This window comes from Dactylosporangium sp. NPDC000244 (assembly GCF_040300725.1).
Lineage (GTDB): Bacteria > Actinomycetota > Actinomycetes > Mycobacteriales > Micromonosporaceae > Dactylosporangium.
In genome coordinates this window covers 24,472-42,112 of the sequence record NZ_JBEPEH010000064.1, presented here as the reverse complement: position 1 = coordinate 42,112, position 17,641 = coordinate 24,472, and the positions used below count along the sequence as shown (strand labels likewise).

Sequence of the window (17,641 nt, the reverse complement as noted above, 5' to 3'; positions counted from 1 at the left end):
GCCGTTCACCCCTCCGCCGTCGGTCGGTCGTGGATCCGGACGAGCCGGCACAGGTCCTGGCCGAAGCCCGCGAGCAGCGAGCCGTCCGGGCCGGCGGTGACCGTGTGCACGGGCTCGGGCAGCACCAGCGTCTGCGCGGCGGTGTCGCCCGTGAGCGCGGCGACGTGCAGCGCGTTGCCGGCGGCGATGGCCACCGCGTCGCGCCCGTCGACGACGGCGTGCGCCGCCGCGGCGACCGTCTCGCCCGACGGCACCGGGATCCGCTCGGCGGTGCCCGTGTCGGGCCACCAGGTGGTGACGCCCGCGCCGTCGGCGAGCAGGACCAGCGGCCGCCCGCCCGTGGTGACACCGCAGGACAGCACCGCGTCGCGCGAGGCGCGAGGCAGCGTGTGCCGCTCGGCCGTGCCGTCGCGGATCAGCACGAGGCCGAGGTCGCGCCCGGCGGGGATCGTCGCGAGCGACATGCCGCCGGCCCGCCAGGTCGCACCGCCGAGGGGCAGCCCGGTCAGCCCCGGCACCGGGATCCGGCCGCCGTCCTCGAGACTCCAGGCCTGCGCGCGCCCGTCGCGGGACTGGGCGACGGCGACCTCGGCGCCGTCGGCGAGGGTGAGCGCGGCGAACGGCGCCTCGGGGGCGAGATAGCGGCCGGCGGTGCCGCGCGACGAGCCGTCGGCGAGGTCGAACAGTTCCAAGGTCAGCGCCGGCGTGGTGACGACGAGCAGGTCGGTGCCGTCGGCGCGGCGGTGGACCAGCGGCAACGCCCGCCGGCCGGACCGGGCGCGGAAGACGTGCCGGGGCCTTCCGGAGGGCACGTCCCAGGTCCGGTACGTGCCGTCGGCGCCGACGGTCACCGCGATCGTCGTGCCGCCGAGGCGGGCGAACGCGACGGCGGTGACGGTGTCCTCGTGCCCCGGCAGCGACGCGAGCGCCTCGCCGCTGCGGGCATTCCACAGCCGGACCGTCGCATCGCCTCCGGCGCCGGCCACCACGGCGGTCCCGTCGGCCAGCAGGCACCACTCGATCACGGTGACCGGCCCGGCCGATCCCGGCATGACCTCGCGGTGCCGGCCCGCCAGGTCCCACACGCGCGCGGTCCCGTCGGCGGCGGCCGTCACGGCGACACCTCGCCCGTCGGCGAGCCGCGCGCAGTCGATCGCGGTCACCCCGCCGGTGTGCCCGGTCAGCACGTGCCGGACGTCGCCGGTGTCGAGGTCCCAGACGCGCGCGGTCCCGTCGGCGCCGCCGGCCACCGCGAGGAGCGTCCCGTCCTCCAGCTCCAGCCCGGAGACGGCCTGGAGCAGGTCGGTGCTCCCGGCCAGCACCGCTGACGGCTCCGCGACGAAGGTGGGACGATCGGCGTCGAGCGACCACACCCGGGCGTTGCCGTCGGTGTGCGCGGTGACGGCCACCGCGCCGGGGCCATCGCCGAGGCAGACGGCCGCCACCGCGGAGCTGCGGCCGGCCTCGAGCTTGAGCGGGCGCAGGGGGTCGGAGACCCAGGCCGCCACCGAGCCGTCGACCGCGGCGCTCACCGCGAGCGGCCGGCCCCGCCGGCCCGCGATCGCGCGGACGGTCCGGTCGTGCGCGCGCTCGGGCAGGCCATGGTTGCCGCCGTCGGCCAGGTTCCGGACCTGGATCGTGCCGTCCACCGTCGACGCGGCCAGGATCAGCGGCGCGCCGTGCACGGTCGCGAGGGCCAGCACGCCGACCCCTCCGCGATCGTCCAGGACGTGGCGGAGCGCCCCGGTGGACAGGTCCCAGGTCCGCAGGCCCTCGACCGCGTCGGCGGTGACGGCGACGGGAGTTCCGTCCGGCAGGGTCGTGGCGGCCACCGCGACGAGGGGGTGGCGATGGCCGGTCAGCACCCCGCGGAGCGTGCCGTCCGCGATGCGCCACACCAGCGCGTCGGCGCCGGCGGCCATGAGCACGACGTCCTCGCCGTCGACCCGCGCGAGCGACAGCCCGGTGACCGGGGTCCGGCCCGGCGCGGCGAGCACATGGCGCAGGCCGCCGTCGTCGGCGTCCCAGACCCGCACGGTGCCGTCGGCGCCGGCGGTCACCACGACATCGGCGCCCTCGGCGGTGCGATGACCGGCGACGTGCCGTACGGCGGCGGTGTGCCCGACGAGCGTGTGCCGCAGCGCCGAGTTGATCGTCGTGGCGGTCGCCCACACGGGCCGCCACTGACCCAGCCGTCCGGGCACCCCCGCGGCGGCGAGCCGGTCGGTCAGGTCGGCCCGGCCGTGACGGACCGCGTCGAACAGCAGCAACGCGTGGCGGATGTCCGGGCGGTCGGCGAGCTGGCGGTGCCGCCAGTAGGACGTGCGGTACACGGTCGCCATGGTCGCGCCCGCCGGCGTGGCCGCGCGGTGCAGATGCCGGGCGACGACGTCCGGGTCGGCGTGGACCATGAAGTCGGCGTCCGCGAGCAGGAGGTCGGCCTCCCCGGCCGCGGCGGCATGGTCGAGCGCGTGGCGCAGTACGTACGGGTCGGCGGCGGCCCAGCCACCGCCGGCCGGCACCGTGGCGATCAGGCGGCGCAGCAGCGCCGCGTGGGCCGGCCGCGGGCCCGGTCCGGCCGCCGCGCTCGTGCCGTTGCCGCGCTGGAGGTGCTCGGTGAGCGCCTTGTGGAACAGCCGGTACAGCGTCGTGCCGCGGCTGTCGACGTCGCGGCGCAGGTAGAAGCGGCCGCGCTCCAGCGCGTCGGTGATGTCCCGCCGCGACGCGGGGCCGGCCTCGGCCGGGGCGAAGACGCCGGCGCAGGCCTCGACGATGCGCCGCGGCATGCCGGCCCCGAAGCTGTGCGCCAGGGTGACGAGCGTCGGGTGGAACCACGGGTGCTCGGGTGCGGCCAGGTCGAGCTCCAGCACGCCGGGCAGCGTGCGCGGGACCATCTCGACGACGGCCGCGGCGGCGGCCGGTCCGGGCGGCGGCGGGAGCCGGGACAGGTAGTTGACGAAGAGCCCGGCGACGAGGAACTCGCCCCAGCGCGGCTGCGTCTCGTCGGCGACGGGCGCGGCCAGCCGTTCGGCGATGCCCGCGGCGAGGATGCGGCGCACGTCGTGGCGGCCGTCGACCCGGTATCCGGGGTGGGCCCGGAGCAGGTCGTCGACGTACGCGCTCAGGTCACGCTCGAGCTCGTCGCGGGGCTCGTCGTCCAGGTCGGTCAGCTCGCCACCGGCCTCGGCCCGCTCCAGCAGCGGCTGGGTCATCCGCCAGTGCCGGCCGCTGCGGGCGCCGACGAGCAGCCGGGCCGCCGGGGTGCCGTCGCCGCGGGTGGCGTCGGCGAGATCGCGCAGGGCGCGCGAGAGCGCCGCGGGGTCGACGGCCTCGTCGACCGCGTCGACGATGAGGACCGGCGGCCGGTGCCGGTGGCGGATCGCGGCCACGAACTCGGCCACGGTCCAGGCCCGGTGCGCGTCCGGCAGCTCGAGCTGGGCCGCGGCCTGGCCGAGGACGGCGACGATGTCCTGCTCGTACGCGTGCACGGCGGCGAGATCGGCCACGACGCCGGGGAGGTCGTCGCGGCGGGCCCACCACAGCTCGCGGGTCTTGCCGGCCAGCACCGGGTGGGCGGCGCAGACGAGCATGCCCAGCAGCGCGGACTTGCCGACCCCGGGCGTGCCGGTGACCAGGTGCAGGTTGGCCCGCAGGTTGGCACGGCCGGCGCGGCCCTCCAGGTAGGCGCTCAGCGCCCGCAGCTGCCGCCCGCGCCCGCGGTAGGTGCCGCCGGAGGCGATCGGCCGGGCCTCGTTCGGCGGGTGCCCCGAGGCGCGGGACATGAAGTGCCAGGCGTCGAAGAGGTCCTCGACGGCGGTCGCGAACTCGCGCAGGTCGTCGCGGACCAGGCCGGCGACGGTCGGCCGGTAGTGCGGGTTGTCGAAGAACGGCGGCCACGCGACCCGGGAGGCGATGTCCACCCGGGTCGCCACGACCGTCTGGGCGAGGCCGTCCTCGGCGGCGACGAGCCGGTCGACCTCGTCGCGGATCTCCTGCGCGACGCGGTCCAGCGGCACGTGCCGGATCGAGGGATGGATGTCGAGCCGGCCGATGTCGGCGAGCACGGCGGCCGCGGCCCGGGTGAACCGCGCCCCGAAGCCCTGGCGCTCCGGCAGGCATCCGGCGATCACCCAGGCCCGTCGCTGGGCATCGGCGATGTCGAACTCCCACTGCACGCGCGCGGCCCGCCCGGCGCCGCAGACGTCCACCAGGAACAGCGTCCAGGGCCGCGTCCCGGCCTCGTCGGTGCGCCGCCAGGGGTCCTCGTGCTCGTCGGTCCCGGTCGCGTCGGCCATCCAGCTGTCCAGGCTCGTGCCCGAGTTGGCCCTGCCGTCGGAGCCGTACACCTGCACCGACCCGCCGTGCGCGCGCCCGTGGCTGACCACGTGCACGATCAGCACGTCCTCGCCGGTGGCCCCGTCGAGGGCGGCGAGCACGGTCCGGGCGAGCTCGGCGGCGGTCGGGTCGGTCCCGTCGGACACGGTGGTGTACCCGTGCGCCGCGGCCGCGTCCGTGAGGCTCGCGGCCGCGGGCGCGGCGAACGGCAGGTCGTCGAGCCCCCCGGAGAAGCGCGACACGGCGATGCTGACCAGGCGCCGGCTCACAGGCCCGCCCAGACCTCGTCGTCGGCCAGGCGCCCGGCCAGCAGCGTGAACGCGTCCACGGTCGCCTGGTTGGCCACGCCGGTGAGGTTCACGTCGTCATCGGTGATGATCTGCTCGCGCCACTGCAGTACGGGGTCGTGCGGGACCGCCCCGAGCAGGTTGACCCGCCCGATGCCCCGGCGGCTGGCGAAGCGCTGCAGGTTTTCGTTGGCGCCCTGCAGCCAGGCGATCTGGGCCGGCCGCAGCCCCGCGAGCTCGGGCCCGCTCGGCTCGGTCACGCCGGTGCGGACCATCCGAGTCGCCTGCAGCAACGCGTCGCGGTCGTGGCCGCGCGCGACGCCGATGTCCAGCAGCCCTCGTTCGCCGTGCACGAAGTCGCTGGTGTTCACGACGTGCTGGCGGGTCCATCGGTGGAAGACCAGCCACCGGGCCTCGACCCGGCGCAGCTGGGGCCCGGCGGTGGCCGCCAGTGCCATGTCGAGGCTGTGGCGGCGACCGGCGGGAAGACTCACGAGGGTGGTGTCGAACTCCTCCTCGAGGCGCATCAGCAACTCGGTGAAGCGGTCGATCGCCCACGGGTGGGCGGCGACGTCGTCGGCGCGGCCGCCGGGCAGCAGCACCATGCGTCCGGTGCCCCGGTCCGGCCGTCGCAACGTCTCGCGCTCCGACTCGCTCCAGACGTCGATCCGCCGCGGCTCGGCCACCCGGCTTTCGAGGTACTCGTGGACGGAGTCGTCGATACCGCCCAGCGGCTCCTCCACCCGGAAGAGCGCGCGCGCCGTGGGCGGGTCGAGGTCGAGGTAGCAGACGTCGCGGCCCTGCAGGGCACTGCGGAACAGCAGGTTGGCGCCGGTGACGGAGCGGCCGGAGCCGCCGTCCACCGCGCAGGCGAAGGCCAGCACTCAGTCCCCCCAGCCGGTGTCGTGCCGGCGGGCGGCGTCGAGCTGGGCGAGGTCCCGCAGCGCCGCCATGGCGAGCACGAGCGCGGTGCCGGGCCGTTCCTCGTAGCGCTCGTGCGCCTGGTCGAGGGTCGCCCGGATCTTCGTGAGGTGCCGCTCCAGATGCGGGCCGGGCCGGGTCGAGCCGTAGAAGAGCTCCTGGTCGTAGACGTGGTCGGCCTCGGCCAGCAGGTCGGCGGCCGCGGCCGCGAGCCCGCCGCTGCGCAGGGGCGGCCCGGCGACCAGCTGCGCCACGCTGATCAGCGCGCTGACGACGCGCTCGGTGAAGCTCCAGAACGGTTCCTCGGCCCGGTAGGCGAACTCGTCGTAGACGCCGGCCGGCTGGTCCCAGAGCCCGGGCCGCAGCCGCCGGCGCAGGATGTGCTCGCCCCAGACCTCGTCCACGAGGTCGGCGACCCGCAGCCGCAGCGCGATGTCCGGCCCGGCGCCGCCGACCAGCACGGCCTGCTTGAGCAGCTGCGGGGCGAAGTCGAACAGGTCCCAGACGAGCCGTGGCCCGCCCGAGTCCTCGGAGCCCGCCAGCGGCAGCGGGAACCCCGGATGGTGCAGGGTCATCCACTCGCCGGGGCCGGCGCGGCGGGTGAGCCGGGCCCGCCCGGCGAGCTCGGCCAGCACGCCGGCGATCCGGTTCGCGGCCTCCGCGTCCGGCTTGCGCTGCAGGTCCTGGATGACGATGGAGCACACCAGCAGGCTGAGATAGTCGGACTCGATGCCGTCCGAGGCTCGCCACGGCACGTCCTCGAGGGGCCAGCGGCGATCACCGAAGCAGGCGATCCGGGTCCAGTACCGTTGCGTGATGTCCCAGCGCAGCTGCAGGGCGCTGGCCAGACGCTGCTGGTCATCGTAGAGGAGACCGAGCAGGCGGGTGCGGTCCGACCACAGCTCCTGCAGCGCATCGAGCACGACGGCGGTGGCGGCGAGGTTCGGTGCGTCGACGGCCACCCCGTCGGGCTGCCCGACGAGCGGATCGACGTCCGCCTGCGGCGGCGCCGACATCGGCACGCCCCACGACCAGCCGCACTCGAAGAGCATGTTGGGGTTGTCGAGCTGGTCCACGTAGGGGCCCAGCCAGATGTCGCGCAGGACGGCGCGGATGTCGACCAGCCGGTCCTGCAGCAGCGCGTGGATCCGCCGGTCCGGGAGCTTGGCCTGGTTGACGACGTCCATGAGGACCCGGCCGTGCGGGGAGTCCGCGGGGAAGACGGAGACGGAGAAGCTGCGCAGCAGGCCGACCAGCGCCGCGGTGAGCCGCAGGCTCGCCAGCTGCTCGGTGCGGGCGATCTGCTCCCGCACGTCCTGGCGGTTCACGGAGCGGCGGAAGACACGGGTGAAGCCCAGCACGGCCAGGGTCAGCCGGACGGAGACGGCGTAGGCGCCGACGGTGTCGACGGCGCGCTGCTCCTCGGTCGGCTCGGTCGACTCCCCGGCGCCCTCCGGCAGGGCGCGGAAGTACGAACCGCCGCCGAACGCCGGTTGCCCGGCCTCGTCGGTGTACGTCGTCAGGTATTCGGCGGCGACCTCGAGCAGCATCCGCGGAATCCTGATCACGTCGCCGAGGGGCCGCAGCGCGTCGGCGATGTCGTCGACCGTCTCGTCGGGCCGGTCGAGGGCGAAGGTGCGCAGCGCGGCGGCCGGCGCCATGATGCACAACAGCTGCTCGGCGTCGTGCACGCAGTTGCGGCCGGCCCGCCCGCCCCAGACCCATTGGCCGTCGCGCATGGATTCCCTGGCCACCGCCCGCCACACGTCGAGGAGTTCGTGACGGGGGCTGATCTTCATGACACTCCTCGTCGCCGGGGCTGACGCGGGAAGCCGGTTTCCGTGAGCCTACGGTAATGACCGCGGTCAACGCAGGAGGTCGCTCGGGCGAGTCGGATCACCCGTTCGGCGCATGCATTCCGCAATGATCGTGGCCGATCGGCCGACCATCGATGCGCGATGCGCCGGGTGCCGAGGATATTGTGGCCGTCGATGCATGGACTCTTCGACGGCTTCGAGGGCTACCGGATCGTCGGCGACGCCGACAAGGACCAGGCCCTCAAGTCCGCGCTCGTCGCGGTCGACGCCAACGTGCTGCTGAGCCTGTACCGCTACAACCGCCGCACGACCGAGGACCTCCTCGCGGTCCTCGAGCGGCTCGGAGACCGGCTGGTCGTGCCGCACCAGGCCCTGCGCGAGTTCCACCGCAACCGGATCAGCGCCATCGGCAACCCGTCCGGCGTGGCCCGCGAGACCCGCGAGGAACTCGGGAAGAGCCGGGCCGCCGCGGCCGAGGCGATGCGGCGGTGGGCCCGCACCGTCGCGCTCGACGACGCCGACCTGCGCCGGCACGAGCAGGCAATCGAGGAGCTCTTCGACGACCTCGACATCGCGATCGTGCGGACCGAGACCGGCCGCGTGCAGGCCGCCACCCCGGTCGAGCAGGACCCGGTGATGCGGCGGCTGCTCGTGCTCCTCGCCGGCCGGGTGCTGCCACACCCCGGCGAGCAGCGCTGGTCGGAGCTCGTCGCCGAGGGCACGCGGCGGGTCGCCGAGCGGCGGCCGCCCGGATACCTGGACGCCGACAAGACCGCCCACCCCGAGGGCGCCACGGGCGACTTCCTCATCTTCCGGCAGTCCTGCGAGGCGGCGCGGGAGCGCGGCCTGGACCTCGTGATCGTCACCAACGACGAGAAGGAGGACTGGTGGTGGCGGCACCGGTCCGAGTTCGTCGGCCCGCGGCCGGAGCTGGTCAAGGAGTTCTTCGATCTCAGCGGCCGCCGGCTGCACCTGCTGCGCGTGCGGGACCTGCTCTCCCGCTCCGCCGCCCTCGACGTCGAGGTGAGCCCCGCCTCGGTGCAGGACGCCGAGCGGGACCGCAGCCCGGTGCCCACCGCGCTGACCGCCGACGCGGCGCTGGCGCTGATCCGGGTGATCGAGCGCGTGGATCCCGAGGTCGCCGCAGCCGTCCGGGAAGCCGCGGCCAGCGACGACACCGTGGTCGTCACGCCGGCCGACGGTCCGGGGCTGTCGGCGCTCATCGCCGCGTACATCGACTTCCTGCGCCTCACCGAGGGCCGCACGATCCCGGTCCCGGCGGTCGTCCGCCCGGTGTTCGGCGACGGCGGCGAGCTCGTCGCGCACCGGCTGACCCCCGAGTTCGCGGCGGTGCTGCGCCTGGCCCCGACCAAACCGCCGGCCAAACCGCCGGCTCGGGGCTAGCGGACGGTGCGCCGGGTGTCGAGGTAGGCCTCGAGGCGCTCCGGGACCGAGGGAGCGCAGAACAGGGAGCCCTGGGCCAGCCGGCAGCCCGCGGCGGTGATCGTGGCCAGCTCCGCGTCGTCGCGTACGCCGTCCACGGCCACCTCCACGCCCAGCTGCCGCGCCAGGTTCACCACCGCGGCCACCACCGGGGTCTCCGCACCCGCGAAGGTGCGCCGGTCGACGCGTACCAGGTCCAGCGGCAGGCGGCGCAGCAGGCTCAGCGTCGTCGCGGGCACGCCGAAGCCGTCCAGGGCGGTGCGGGCGCCCAGGGTCCGGATCGCGGTCAGGCGGTCGACGAGGTCCGGCAGCTCCGGCTCCGGGACGGTGAACTGGACCACGAGGCGCGACGGCGGGATGCCGGTGGCGGCGAGCAGGTCCGCGAAGCCGTCGGCGGCGAGCAGGGCGGGGGAGACGGGCACGGCCAGCCACAGGGGCGGGCCGCCGCCGTCGCGGTGGCCGAGCTGGCGGCCCGCGGCCGCGAGCAGCCAGGCGCCGAGCTCGTGGTGCAGGCCCAGCTGGTCGGCGACGGGCAGGAACTCGGCGTCGGTGACCGGGCCGAGGCCGGCGCGGCGCCAGCGGGGGCGGGCCTCGACGCCGACCACGCGGCCGGACGGGAGCTCGACGACGGGCTGGAAGAGCAGGTCGAGCTCGCCGCGGGCGAGGGCGCCCGGCAGGTCCTGCTCGATGGTGAGCCGGCGGCGCAGCTGGGCGGCGGTCGCCTCGTCGTACCACTGCGGCGGCTGGGCCGGGCCGAGCTGCCGGGCCCGCTGCAGGGCGAGCTCGGCGCGGCGCAGGGCACGGCCGCCGGGGTCGGCGGTGTGCTCGGCGGCCACGTGCTCGGCGGTGACGTGCTCGGCAAGGCCGGCCGACGCGGACAGGTGCGAGGCGACGCCCAGCACCGGGTACGGGTCCGACAGCAGCGTGAGCAGGCGGCTCGCGGTCATCTGGGCGTGGACCGCGCCGCCGGCCGTCAGCACCGCGAACTGGTCGCTCGTCAGGCGGGCCGCGACCTCGCCGGGGGCCAGGGCGGCGCGCAGGCGGCGGGCGGCCTCGACGAGCACCGCGTCGCCGATCTCGTGCCCGCGCAGCTGGTTGACGCTGCCGAGCCCGTCGAGGCCCAGCACCACGAGCACGCCCGGCGTGGTGCGCTCGGCCAGCAGGCGCCGCAGCTCGGTGCGGTTCGCCAGGCCCGTGAGATGGTCGGTGCGGGCCGCCTGGTGCAGGGCGTGCTCGAGCTGGCGGCGCCGGCTGATGTCGCGCACGTGCACGACGACGGCGCGCACGGACGGGTCGGTGCGCTGGTCGCTGACGCTCCACTCGGTCTCGCGCCAGATGCCGAAGCCGTCGCCGATGCGGGCCTCGATGAGCGTGTCGCCGCCGGTGAGGGCCGCGGCCACGGCCGCGGCCTCGTCGGGGTGGACGCGGTCGAGCAGGGGCCGGTCGACGACGTCGGCGTCGGCGAGGCCGAGGCGGCGCGCGGCGGCGGGGGACTGCCAGCGCACGACCAGGGCGTCGTCGAGCATCATGGTCACGTCGGCGGAGCCGGCCACGAGGGCGCGGAAGCGGGCCTCGCGTTCGGCGAGCCAGCGCGCGTACTGCCGCACATCCGCGACCGCGAGCGCCTCCCGCACCGCGATGATCACGACACTCACGATGGCCAGGACCGCCGAGACGGTGTCGAAGCGGCCGGCGACGACGAGGTGGTAAGCGGCGGCGACGAGCGCGCCGGCGAGCGGGAGGGCCAGCAGCGGGTACCGCGCGAAACTCCCGTCCGTCGTCGGCGCACCGGCCTCGGCGGGGCCCGGCGGCAGCTCCCGGCCGGCGAGCAGCGGGCCGGCGACGAGCGGCACGCCGGCGAGCAGCAGCCAGCCGGGCTCGAGGTGGTAGTCGAGGATCAGCACGAGCGCCGTCTGCGCGACGATCATGATCAGGGCGCCGAGGCCGCGCAGCAGCGCGCCGGGCTGGACGGTCGCGGCGCGCATGGTGCCCACGACGGCGGCGCCGACGGCGACGGCGGCCACGAGCGTGGCGGTGAGGGCGGCGCCCTTGAGCCCGGCGGCCTCGAAGACGACGAGCCAGGCGATGAAGAACAGGATGACCCCGATGCCCACGCCGTCGAGCAGGCGCCGGACCCGGCCGACGTAGGTGGCGGCCTGCCCGGGCAGGTGGAACAGCCCGGCGAGCAGCGTGCCGGCGACGAAGAACAGGCCGATGAGCGGCAGCTCGGCGGGCAGCGGCACGTCGGAGAGCATGGCGCCGGGGGCGACCACGGAGGCGATGCCGGCGGCGGCGGTCGACACGCCGCAGAAGCCGAGGCCGGCGGAGACCGGGCGGTGCCAGGCGGCGATGTCGCTGCGCAGCAGCAGGGTGGCGGCGCGGGCGGCGGCGACGAGTCCGGCGACGGCGAGCGCGAGCCCGGCGGGCAGGAGCCCGGCGAGGGCCGCGGCCAGCGCGGCGGCACTGAGCGTGACCGAGACCAGCAGCACGGGGTGAGTCTGGCGTACCCCGCACACAGCAGCAAGCATTGACAACGTTACGTTCCGTCGTGCGGATGCGGAACGCCGGCGTTCAACTACGTGCTGAGCCCGGGGAGCGTGGTGTTGGTGACACGGCGGCGGAGCATCACCTGGCGGGAGCCGTCCGGGTAGAGCCGGACCCGCGCCAGCTCCCAGCCGCCGTACTCGGCCTGGATCGTCAGCTGTGCGTTAGCGGTCATCCGATCGACATTCGACGGCAACCGCAGCGGCACGTACTCGTAGTCCATGCACCGATACTGCTACGCCGCAATGCGCTGCACCAGCCCTTGCGCCCCGGTGCCGTCCGACCCGGCGACGGCCAGCGCCCCGGAGGCCGGGTCAACGGCAAGGGCCAGCGGCAGCCGTACCGTCGGGTGCCGCCCGACCTCGAGCGGCGTCCCACCGCCGAGGTGAAAGCCCACCACCTCGTTACGGGCCGTGAGCGTCACCCAGAGCACACCCCGGTTCTCGTCGTACGCGGCCGCCCACGCCCCGCCCTTCACCGGGTAGCGCTGGCGCAGGATCAGCGGCCCGGTGTCGAAGACCAGCAGCTCCCCGTCGCGCGCGTCGATCACCGCGAACCGCCCGCCGCCGACGGCCGCGACCGTCACGGCCCCGTCCCCGGCCCGCAGCGCCTCCTGCCGCGCGCCGGTCGCGGCGTCGAACACGGTGATCGAGGACTGCGACGTGTCGAGCACGGCGATGCGGGAGCCGTCCGCGGCCAGGGCGTCCGGGCGCCCGCCGGTGCCGATGGTGCGCAGCACCTCCCCGGCGGCCGAGAGGATGATCACATCGCCGCGGTCGGGCAGCGCGACGGCGGTCCAGTCGGCGTCGCGGGGCACGGCGATCGACCCGCCCACGCCCGGCAGCGCCCACGTCGCCCCGCCGGGCAGGTTGTGCACCGAGGACCCGGCGACCACGCGGAACCCGCCGGCGACGCTCACGACGCCCCGGGGCGGTCCGGCGACGGGGGATCGGGCGGCCTCAGGCAGTACAAATGCGGCGTTTTCGGAAATCGCGGCCACGGTCGTGCCGATCGCGACCCCGGTCGGGCGCTCCGGCACCGCCATCGTCGTCCCGGCGGGACTCGTGGACGGCGCGGGCGCCCAGGTCGGGGTCGGCATCGTGGCGTCGGGGTGGCTGACGGGCGCGCCGGCGTCACACGCGGTGAGCAACAGCACGCCGGCCAGGGTCAGCAATCGGCGCAGCATGGTCCGACCAGGGTATTCGCTCGGTCTACGTCTGCCGCTCCGGGTAGCCGGAGGTGGGCGCCGACACGTCGTCGAGCGCGGCCCGGATCTCCCGCGGCAGCACGATCTCCTCGGTCTGCAGCGCCCCGAGCAGCTGCCCGACCGTGCGCGCCCCGAGCACCGGCGCGACCACACCCGGCCGGTCCCGCACCCACGCCAGGGCCACCTCCAGCGGCGACACGCCGAGGCCGCCCGCCGCGGTCGCGACCGCCTCCACGATCCCGGCGCAGCGGTCGTCGAGATACGGGGCCACGAACCGCTCGAAGTGCGGCGACGCGGCCCGCGAGTCGGCCGGCACGCCGGTGCGGTACTTGCCGGTCAGCACCCCGCGGCCCAGCGGCGACCAGGGCAGGATGCCGATGCCCAGCGCCGAGCAGGCCGGGATGACCTCGCGCTCGATGCCCCGCTCCAGCAGCGAGTACTCCACCTGCGTGGACACCAGCGGCGCCCGCCCCGGCCACGCCGCCTGCCAGGTCGCGGCCCGGGCGGTCTGCCAGCCGGAGAAGTTCGACACCCCGGCGTAACGGGCCCGGCCGCTGCTCACCGCCGTGTCGATCGCCGAGAGCGTCTCCTCCAGCGGTGAATCGGGGTCGTACCCGTGCACCTGCCACAGATCGACGTGGTCGGTCCCGAGCCGCTGCAGGGACGTGTCGAGGGCGCTCAGCAGATGGCCGCGGGAGCCGTCCCGGCGGCGGGTCATCCCCGGGCGCAGGCCCGCCTTGGTCGCGATGACCAGCTCCTCGCGCGGTACCAGCCGGCCCACCAGGGCACCGATGACCGACTCGGCCTCGCCGTCGGCGTAGACGTCCGCGGTGTCCAGCAGCGTCCCGCCGGCGTCGCGGAACGTCTTGAGCTGAGCCGCCGCGTCGTCGGCGTCGGTGTCACGGCCCCACGTCATCGTGCCGAGGGCCAGCCGGGATACCGCCAGCCCGCTACGGCCGAGCGGTCGCTGTTGCATGCATGGAACGATACGGCCGGATGGCGCCAACGTAGCGGAGGCGGGCCACGTCGGCGGCAGGGGCTACCCTGGTGCCGCACCGTGCAGGGTCGCACGGGGGACCTCTGGGAGGCAGTAGTGCGGCTTGCGTTGAACCTCGGTTACCTGTCGTCATGGAACGACCCGGCCGGTCACCTGGCCATCGCCCAGGAGGCCGACCGTCTCGGTTTCTCCTGCGTATGGGTGGCGGAGGCCTACGGTTCCGACGCGCCGAGCATGCTCGCCTGGATCGCCGGGCAGACCGAGCGGATCGAGCTGGGCTCCGCCGTCTTCCAGATTCCGGCCCGCACCCCCGCCATGACGGCGATGACCGCCGCCACGATCGACAAGCTCTCCGGCGGCCGGTTCCGCCTCGGCCTCGGCGTGTCGGGCCCCCAGGTCTCCGAGGGCTGGCACGGCGTGCGGTTCGCCAAGCCGCTCAAGCGCACCCGCGAATACGTCGACATCGTCAACCTCGCCCTGACCCGCAAGGTCGTCGACTACGACGGCGAGTTCTACACGCTGCCGCTGCCCGACGGCCCCGGCAAGGCGCTCAAGCTCATCCTGCACCCGGTCCGCGACCACGTGCCGGTCTACCTCGCCGCCGTCGGCCCCAAGAACCTCGAGCTGGCCGGCGAGATCGCCGACGGCTGGCTGGCCATCTTCTTCTCCCCGGAATACGCGGGCGAGTCGCTGGGCTCGATCGCCGCGGGCCGGGCCAAGGCCGGCAAGACGATGGACGGCTTCGAGGTGGCGGTTTCGGTACCGGTGGTCTTCGGCGACGACGTCGCGATGTGCGCCGAGCTCGTGCGCCCCTACGCGGCCCTCTACGTCGGCGGCATGGGCTCGCGGGAGCAGAACTTCTACAACGCCCTCGCCACCCGGATGGGCTACGGCGAGGCGGCCAAGGAGGTCCAGGACCTCTATCTCGCCAAGCGCCACCGGGACGCGGCCGCCGCCGTACCGTTGGAGTTCATCGACCGCACCTCGCTGCTCGGGCCCGTCGAGCGCGTGGCGGAGCGGCTGCAGGCGTATCAGGAGGCCGGCGTGACGGAGATCTCCACCATCGTGTTCGGCGACGCCGACTACTCGATCGGCGTCATCCGCCAGCTCGCCGAGGCGTGGGAGCGGGCGGGACTGAGCTCGTGACGACCCTGCTGCTGCTGCGCCACGGCCGGACCACGACCAACGCGACCGGGGTCCTCGCCGGGCACCAGCCCGTCGCGCTGGACGAGGTCGGGCGGGCCCAGGCCGTCGCCGTCGGCGAGCGCCTCGCCGCGGCCAAGCTCCCCCTCGCCGCCGTCGTCAGCAGCCCGCTGCCGCGCTGCCGGGAGACCCTGTCCCTCGCGCTGCCCGACGTGACCGACGTGGTCGAGGACGAGGGCATCATCGAGTGCCGCTACGGCGACTGGACCGGCCGCCCGCTCAAGGAGCTGGCCAAGGAGCCGCTGTGGGCGACGGTGCAGGCCCACCCGTCCGCGGCCGTCTTCCCCGGTCCCGACGCCGAGTCGATGGCCGCCATGTCGGCCCGGGCGATCGCCGCGGTCCGCTCCTGGGACGCGCGCATCGCCGCCTCGCACGGCCCGGAGGCGGTGTGGCTCGCGTGCAGCCACGGCGACATCATCAAGGCGATCGCGGCCGACGCGCTCGGCATGCACCTGGACCTGTTCCAGCGCCTCGCGGTCGAGCCCGCGTCCGTGACCGTCATCCGGTACACCCCGCTGCGCTCCTTCGTCCTGCGCCTCAACGACACCGGCGGCGATCTGTCCGGGTTCCAGCCGCCGGAGAAGACGGAGGGCGAGCCGTCCTCGGATGCCGCCGTCGGGGGCGGTTCGGGCGGTTCGGTGTGATCTTGTGCCCGCCTGCGGCGGTTCCCGCCACGACTGGATAGAGTTCTCAGCATGAGCGGTTCGGAGCGAAGCGGAGAGGCCGCTCATCATGGGCATTGATTCAGCTCAGGCTGGCGCCGGAGCGAAGCGGAGGTGACAGCATGAGCCACCACGTGTATGCATTCGAGCCGCCGGAGCGGTTCGTTGCCGGCACCGTAGGTGCGCCGGGGGAGCGGACCTTCTTTCTGCAGGCCCGCGGCGGCGGCCGGCTGATCAGCGTCGCCCTGGAGAAGGTGCAGGTCTCCCTGCTGGCCGAGAAGCTCGAGGAGCTGCTGCAGGAGGCCCACCGCCGCTTCGGCGTCGACCTCGCCACCGAGACGGTCGTCGAGACCGCCGACAACGAGCCTCTCGACACCCCGCTCGACGAGGAGTTCCGCGTCGGCACCCTCGGCCTGCAGTTCGACGTCGACAGCGCCACGGTCATCATCGAGGCGATCGCGGTCGGCGACGAGGAGACCGAGGAGCCCGACGAGGACGAGGACGAGGAGCTCGCCACCGCCGACCGGGACCGCCTGCGGGTCCGGCTGACGCCGGCGGCCACGAAGGCGTTCATCGAGCGGGCCAAGCGGGTCGTCGCCTCCGGCCGCCCGCCGTGCCCGCTGTGCGGCCAGCCCCTCGACGCCCGCGGGCACCTCTGCCCGCGGCACAACGGCTACCGCCGGTAGCCAGGCGTGCCGGCCCTGCCCGAGGACGAGGCGCTCGAGCTGCTGCGCCACGGCGAGCTGGAGCTCGAGGGCCGGCTCATGGACGCCTCCAACGCCACCCTGCGCTGCGTCATCACCCTGGGTGAGACCGTGGCCCGGTGCGTATACAAGCCGGTCAGCGGCGAGCGCCCGCTGTGGGACTTCCCCGACGGCACCCTCGCCGGCCGGGAGTACTCGGCCTGGCTGCTCTCCGAGGCGACCGGCTGGGGCATCGTCCCGCCGACCCTGCTGCGCGACGGTCCGCTCGGCCCCGGCATGTGCCAGCTCTGGATCGACGACGAGCTGCAGACCGACGACCTGCTGCTCGGGTTCGTGCCCGCGAACAAGGTCCCGAAGGACTGGCGCCGGATCATGTCGGCCCGCGACGAGCGCGGCCGCCCCTTCGTCCTCGCCCACGCCGACGACCCGCGGCTGGCCCGCATCGCGCTCTTCGACGCGGTCGCGAACAACGCCGACCGCAAGGGCGGCCACGTGATCGACACCGTGGACGGCAAGGTCCACGGCGTCGACCACGGCATCTGCTTCCACACCGAGGACAAGCTGCGCACGATCATCTGGGGCTGGGCCGGCGAGCCGATCCCGGACGAGGGGATCGAGGTCCTGGAGAAGCTGCGGGCGCAGTACTCCGCCGGCCTCGCCGAGACGTTCGCGGAGCACCTGACCCCGGCCGAGGTGGCCATGATCTGGGTGCGCATCGACGCCCTGCTGCGGGCGCGCACGTTCCCGTCGCCGGACGAGGACCGCCACGCGATTCCCTGGCCGCCCATCTAGTCCTGCTGCTGGTGTGGCCCGATATGTCGGGCGCTGGCGCGCCACGACATATCGGATTTTTCGTATACGCCCGATTCAGTCCTTCGACGGGCGGCCGATGTCGAACAGGTTGCCCTCGGGGTCGGCGAGCGTGGCCCAGGCCGCGCCGTACTCGTCGAAGTCCCCCACGTGCCTGGCCCCGAGCGCCACCGCCCGTTCGACGCCGGCCGCGATGTCGTCGGTGTGCAGGTCGAGGTGGACGCTGTTCTTGCCGGGCGTGCGGTCGGGCACGCGGATGAACATGAGCGTGGGGGAGTCCCCGGCGGTGGCGAAGAACTCGGACGCGCCCGGGTTCAGGTCGCGGCCGAGGAGTTCGGCGTAGAAGGCGGCCAGGTCCTTGGCGCTGCCGGTGCAGTCGACGGTGACGTTGGCGAGGGTGATGTCGGGCATTGCGGTGCTCTCTCCTTCGTTCGGTTGCGAACGATATGTCGGGCGCTGGCGCGCCACGACATATCGGATTTATCTCCTGACGGGGCATAAGTCCGAAAAGTCCGATCACGGAGTGTCGGACTTTTCGTCCTGGGGTAAGGCGGTTTGCTCGACCGGCCGCTGTTCTCGACGCGCCCGGCCAGCGCTTTCGTGCGACCAGCGTTTATGCGGCCAGCCGGCGCCGGTGCTTGTTCGACCGACTGGCGGCCGGTGCTTTGCTTGACCGGCTGGCGGCCGGTGTTTGTTCGACGGGCCAGCGCT

The 17,641-nt window shown here is 74.7% G+C and carries 13 protein-coding genes; 5 read left to right on the top strand and 8 right to left on the bottom strand.

Translation table 11 applies throughout. The annotated features are described in order from the left end of the window. Nucleotides 1-5 precede the first annotated feature (5 nt). Genes ABT369_RS53645 through ABT369_RS53635 form a run of 3 tightly spaced genes read right to left on the bottom strand, consistent with a single transcriptional unit; the run spans nt 6 to nt 7,342 of the window. Complete coding sequence (locus ABT369_RS53645; protein WP_350625737.1) at nt 6-4,604, bottom strand: AAA family ATPase; 4,599 nt, start codon at nt 4,602-4,604, stop codon at nt 6-8. Further along, nucleotides 4,601-5,506, bottom strand: coding sequence for an SCO2523 family variant P-loop protein (locus ABT369_RS53640; protein WP_350625735.1), 906 nt, complete (start codon nt 5,504-5,506; stop codon nt 4,601-4,603). The genes ABT369_RS53645 and ABT369_RS53640 overlap by 4 nt, the downstream gene beginning before the upstream one ends. Further along, on the bottom strand, nt 5,507-7,342 hold the full coding sequence (locus tag ABT369_RS53635) for an SCO2524 family protein (protein WP_350625733.1): 1,836 nt from the start codon (nt 7,340-7,342) through the stop codon (nt 5,507-5,509). A 192-nt stretch (nt 7,343-7,534) separates the two neighbouring features. On the opposite strand from ABT369_RS53635, the gene ABT369_RS53630 reads away from it, so the two are divergent. Then, nucleotides 7,535-8,764, top strand: a complete 1,230-nt coding sequence (locus ABT369_RS53630) for a PIN-like domain-containing protein (RefSeq protein ID WP_350625731.1) — start codon at nt 7,535-7,537, stop codon at nt 8,762-8,764. Here the strand turns inward: ABT369_RS53630 and ABT369_RS53625 are convergent. From ABT369_RS53625 to ABT369_RS53610, 4 genes are all read right to left on the bottom strand, one after another. Continuing rightward, nucleotides 8,761-11,292 carry an EAL domain-containing protein gene (locus tag ABT369_RS53625; protein WP_350625729.1) on the bottom strand — a complete coding sequence of 844 codons (2,532 nt, stop codon included), beginning with the start codon at nt 11,290-11,292 and terminating at the stop codon, nt 8,761-8,763. The two genes, ABT369_RS53630 and ABT369_RS53625, sit on opposite strands and share 4 nt — an antisense overlap. A gap of 86 nt (nt 11,293-11,378) precedes the next feature. Continuing rightward, complete coding sequence (locus tag ABT369_RS53620; RefSeq protein ID WP_350625727.1) at nt 11,379-11,570, bottom strand: DUF5703 family protein; 192 nt, start codon at nt 11,568-11,570, stop codon at nt 11,379-11,381. Between the two features lie 12 nt (nt 11,571-11,582). Further along, the gene (locus ABT369_RS53615; RefSeq protein ID WP_350625725.1) at nt 11,583-12,533 is read right to left on the bottom strand and encodes a YncE family protein; all 951 of its coding nucleotides are present in this window, start codon (nt 12,531-12,533) and stop codon (nt 11,583-11,585) included. Between the two features lie 25 nt (nt 12,534-12,558). Beyond that, the gene (locus ABT369_RS53610) at nt 12,559-13,530 is read right to left on the bottom strand and encodes an aldo/keto reductase (RefSeq protein ID WP_350625723.1); all 972 of its coding nucleotides are present in this window, start codon (nt 13,528-13,530) and stop codon (nt 12,559-12,561) included. A gap of 117 nt (nt 13,531-13,647) precedes the next feature. Here ABT369_RS53610 and ABT369_RS53605 point away from each other — a divergent pair, with 117 nt between their 5' ends. The 4 genes from ABT369_RS53605 to ABT369_RS53590 all read left to right on the top strand — a co-directional run bounded on the left by ABT369_RS53605 (nt 13,648) and on the right by ABT369_RS53590 (nt 16,912). Beyond that, nucleotides 13,648-14,697, top strand: coding sequence for an LLM class F420-dependent oxidoreductase (locus tag ABT369_RS53605; RefSeq protein ID WP_350625721.1), 1,050 nt, complete (start codon nt 13,648-13,650; stop codon nt 14,695-14,697). Continuing rightward, a complete protein-coding gene (locus ABT369_RS53600; protein ID WP_350625719.1) occupies nt 14,694-15,398 on the top strand; it encodes an MSMEG_4193 family putative phosphomutase in 705 nt (234 codons plus the stop codon). The genes ABT369_RS53605 and ABT369_RS53600 overlap by 4 nt, the downstream gene beginning before the upstream one ends. A gap of 140 nt (nt 15,399-15,538) precedes the next feature. Beyond that, nucleotides 15,539-16,102, top strand: a complete 564-nt coding sequence (locus ABT369_RS53595) for a DUF3090 domain-containing protein (protein ID WP_350625717.1) — start codon at nt 15,539-15,541, stop codon at nt 16,100-16,102. Between the two features lie 6 nt (nt 16,103-16,108). Next, nucleotides 16,109-16,912, top strand: a complete 804-nt coding sequence (locus ABT369_RS53590; RefSeq protein ID WP_350625715.1) for an SCO1664 family protein — start codon at nt 16,109-16,111, stop codon at nt 16,910-16,912. Nucleotides 16,913-16,987: 75 nt separating this feature from the next. Here the strand turns inward: ABT369_RS53590 and ABT369_RS53585 are convergent, their stop codons facing one another. Then, nucleotides 16,988-17,341, bottom strand: coding sequence for a VOC family protein (locus ABT369_RS53585; RefSeq protein WP_350625713.1), 354 nt, complete (start codon nt 17,339-17,341; stop codon nt 16,988-16,990). Nucleotides 17,342-17,641 lie beyond the last annotated feature (300 nt).

What these genes read in the sequence shown, in the direction of transcription:
- ABT369_RS53585 (WP_350625713.1), bottom strand. Translation starts at nt 17,341, where the DNA reads ATGCCCGACATCACCCTCGCCAACGTCACCGTCGACTGCACCGGCAGC.
- ABT369_RS53620 (WP_350625727.1), bottom strand. Translation starts at nt 11,570, where the DNA reads ATGGACTACGAGTACGTGCCGCTGCGGTTGCCGTCGAATGTCGATCGG.
- ABT369_RS53610 (WP_350625723.1), bottom strand. Translation starts at nt 13,530, where the DNA reads ATGCAACAGCGACCGCTCGGCCGTAGCGGGCTGGCGGTATCCCGGCTG.
- ABT369_RS53615 (WP_350625725.1), bottom strand. Translation starts at nt 12,533, where the DNA reads ATGCTGCGCCGATTGCTGACCCTGGCCGGCGTGCTGTTGCTCACCGCG.
- ABT369_RS53635 (WP_350625733.1), bottom strand. Translation starts at nt 7,342, where the DNA reads ATGAAGATCAGCCCCCGTCACGAACTCCTCGACGTGTGGCGGGCGGTG.
- ABT369_RS53630 (WP_350625731.1), top strand. Translation starts at nt 7,535, where the DNA reads ATGCATGGACTCTTCGACGGCTTCGAGGGCTACCGGATCGTCGGCGAC.
- ABT369_RS53595 (WP_350625717.1), top strand. Translation starts at nt 15,539, where the DNA reads ATGAGCCACCACGTGTATGCATTCGAGCCGCCGGAGCGGTTCGTTGCC.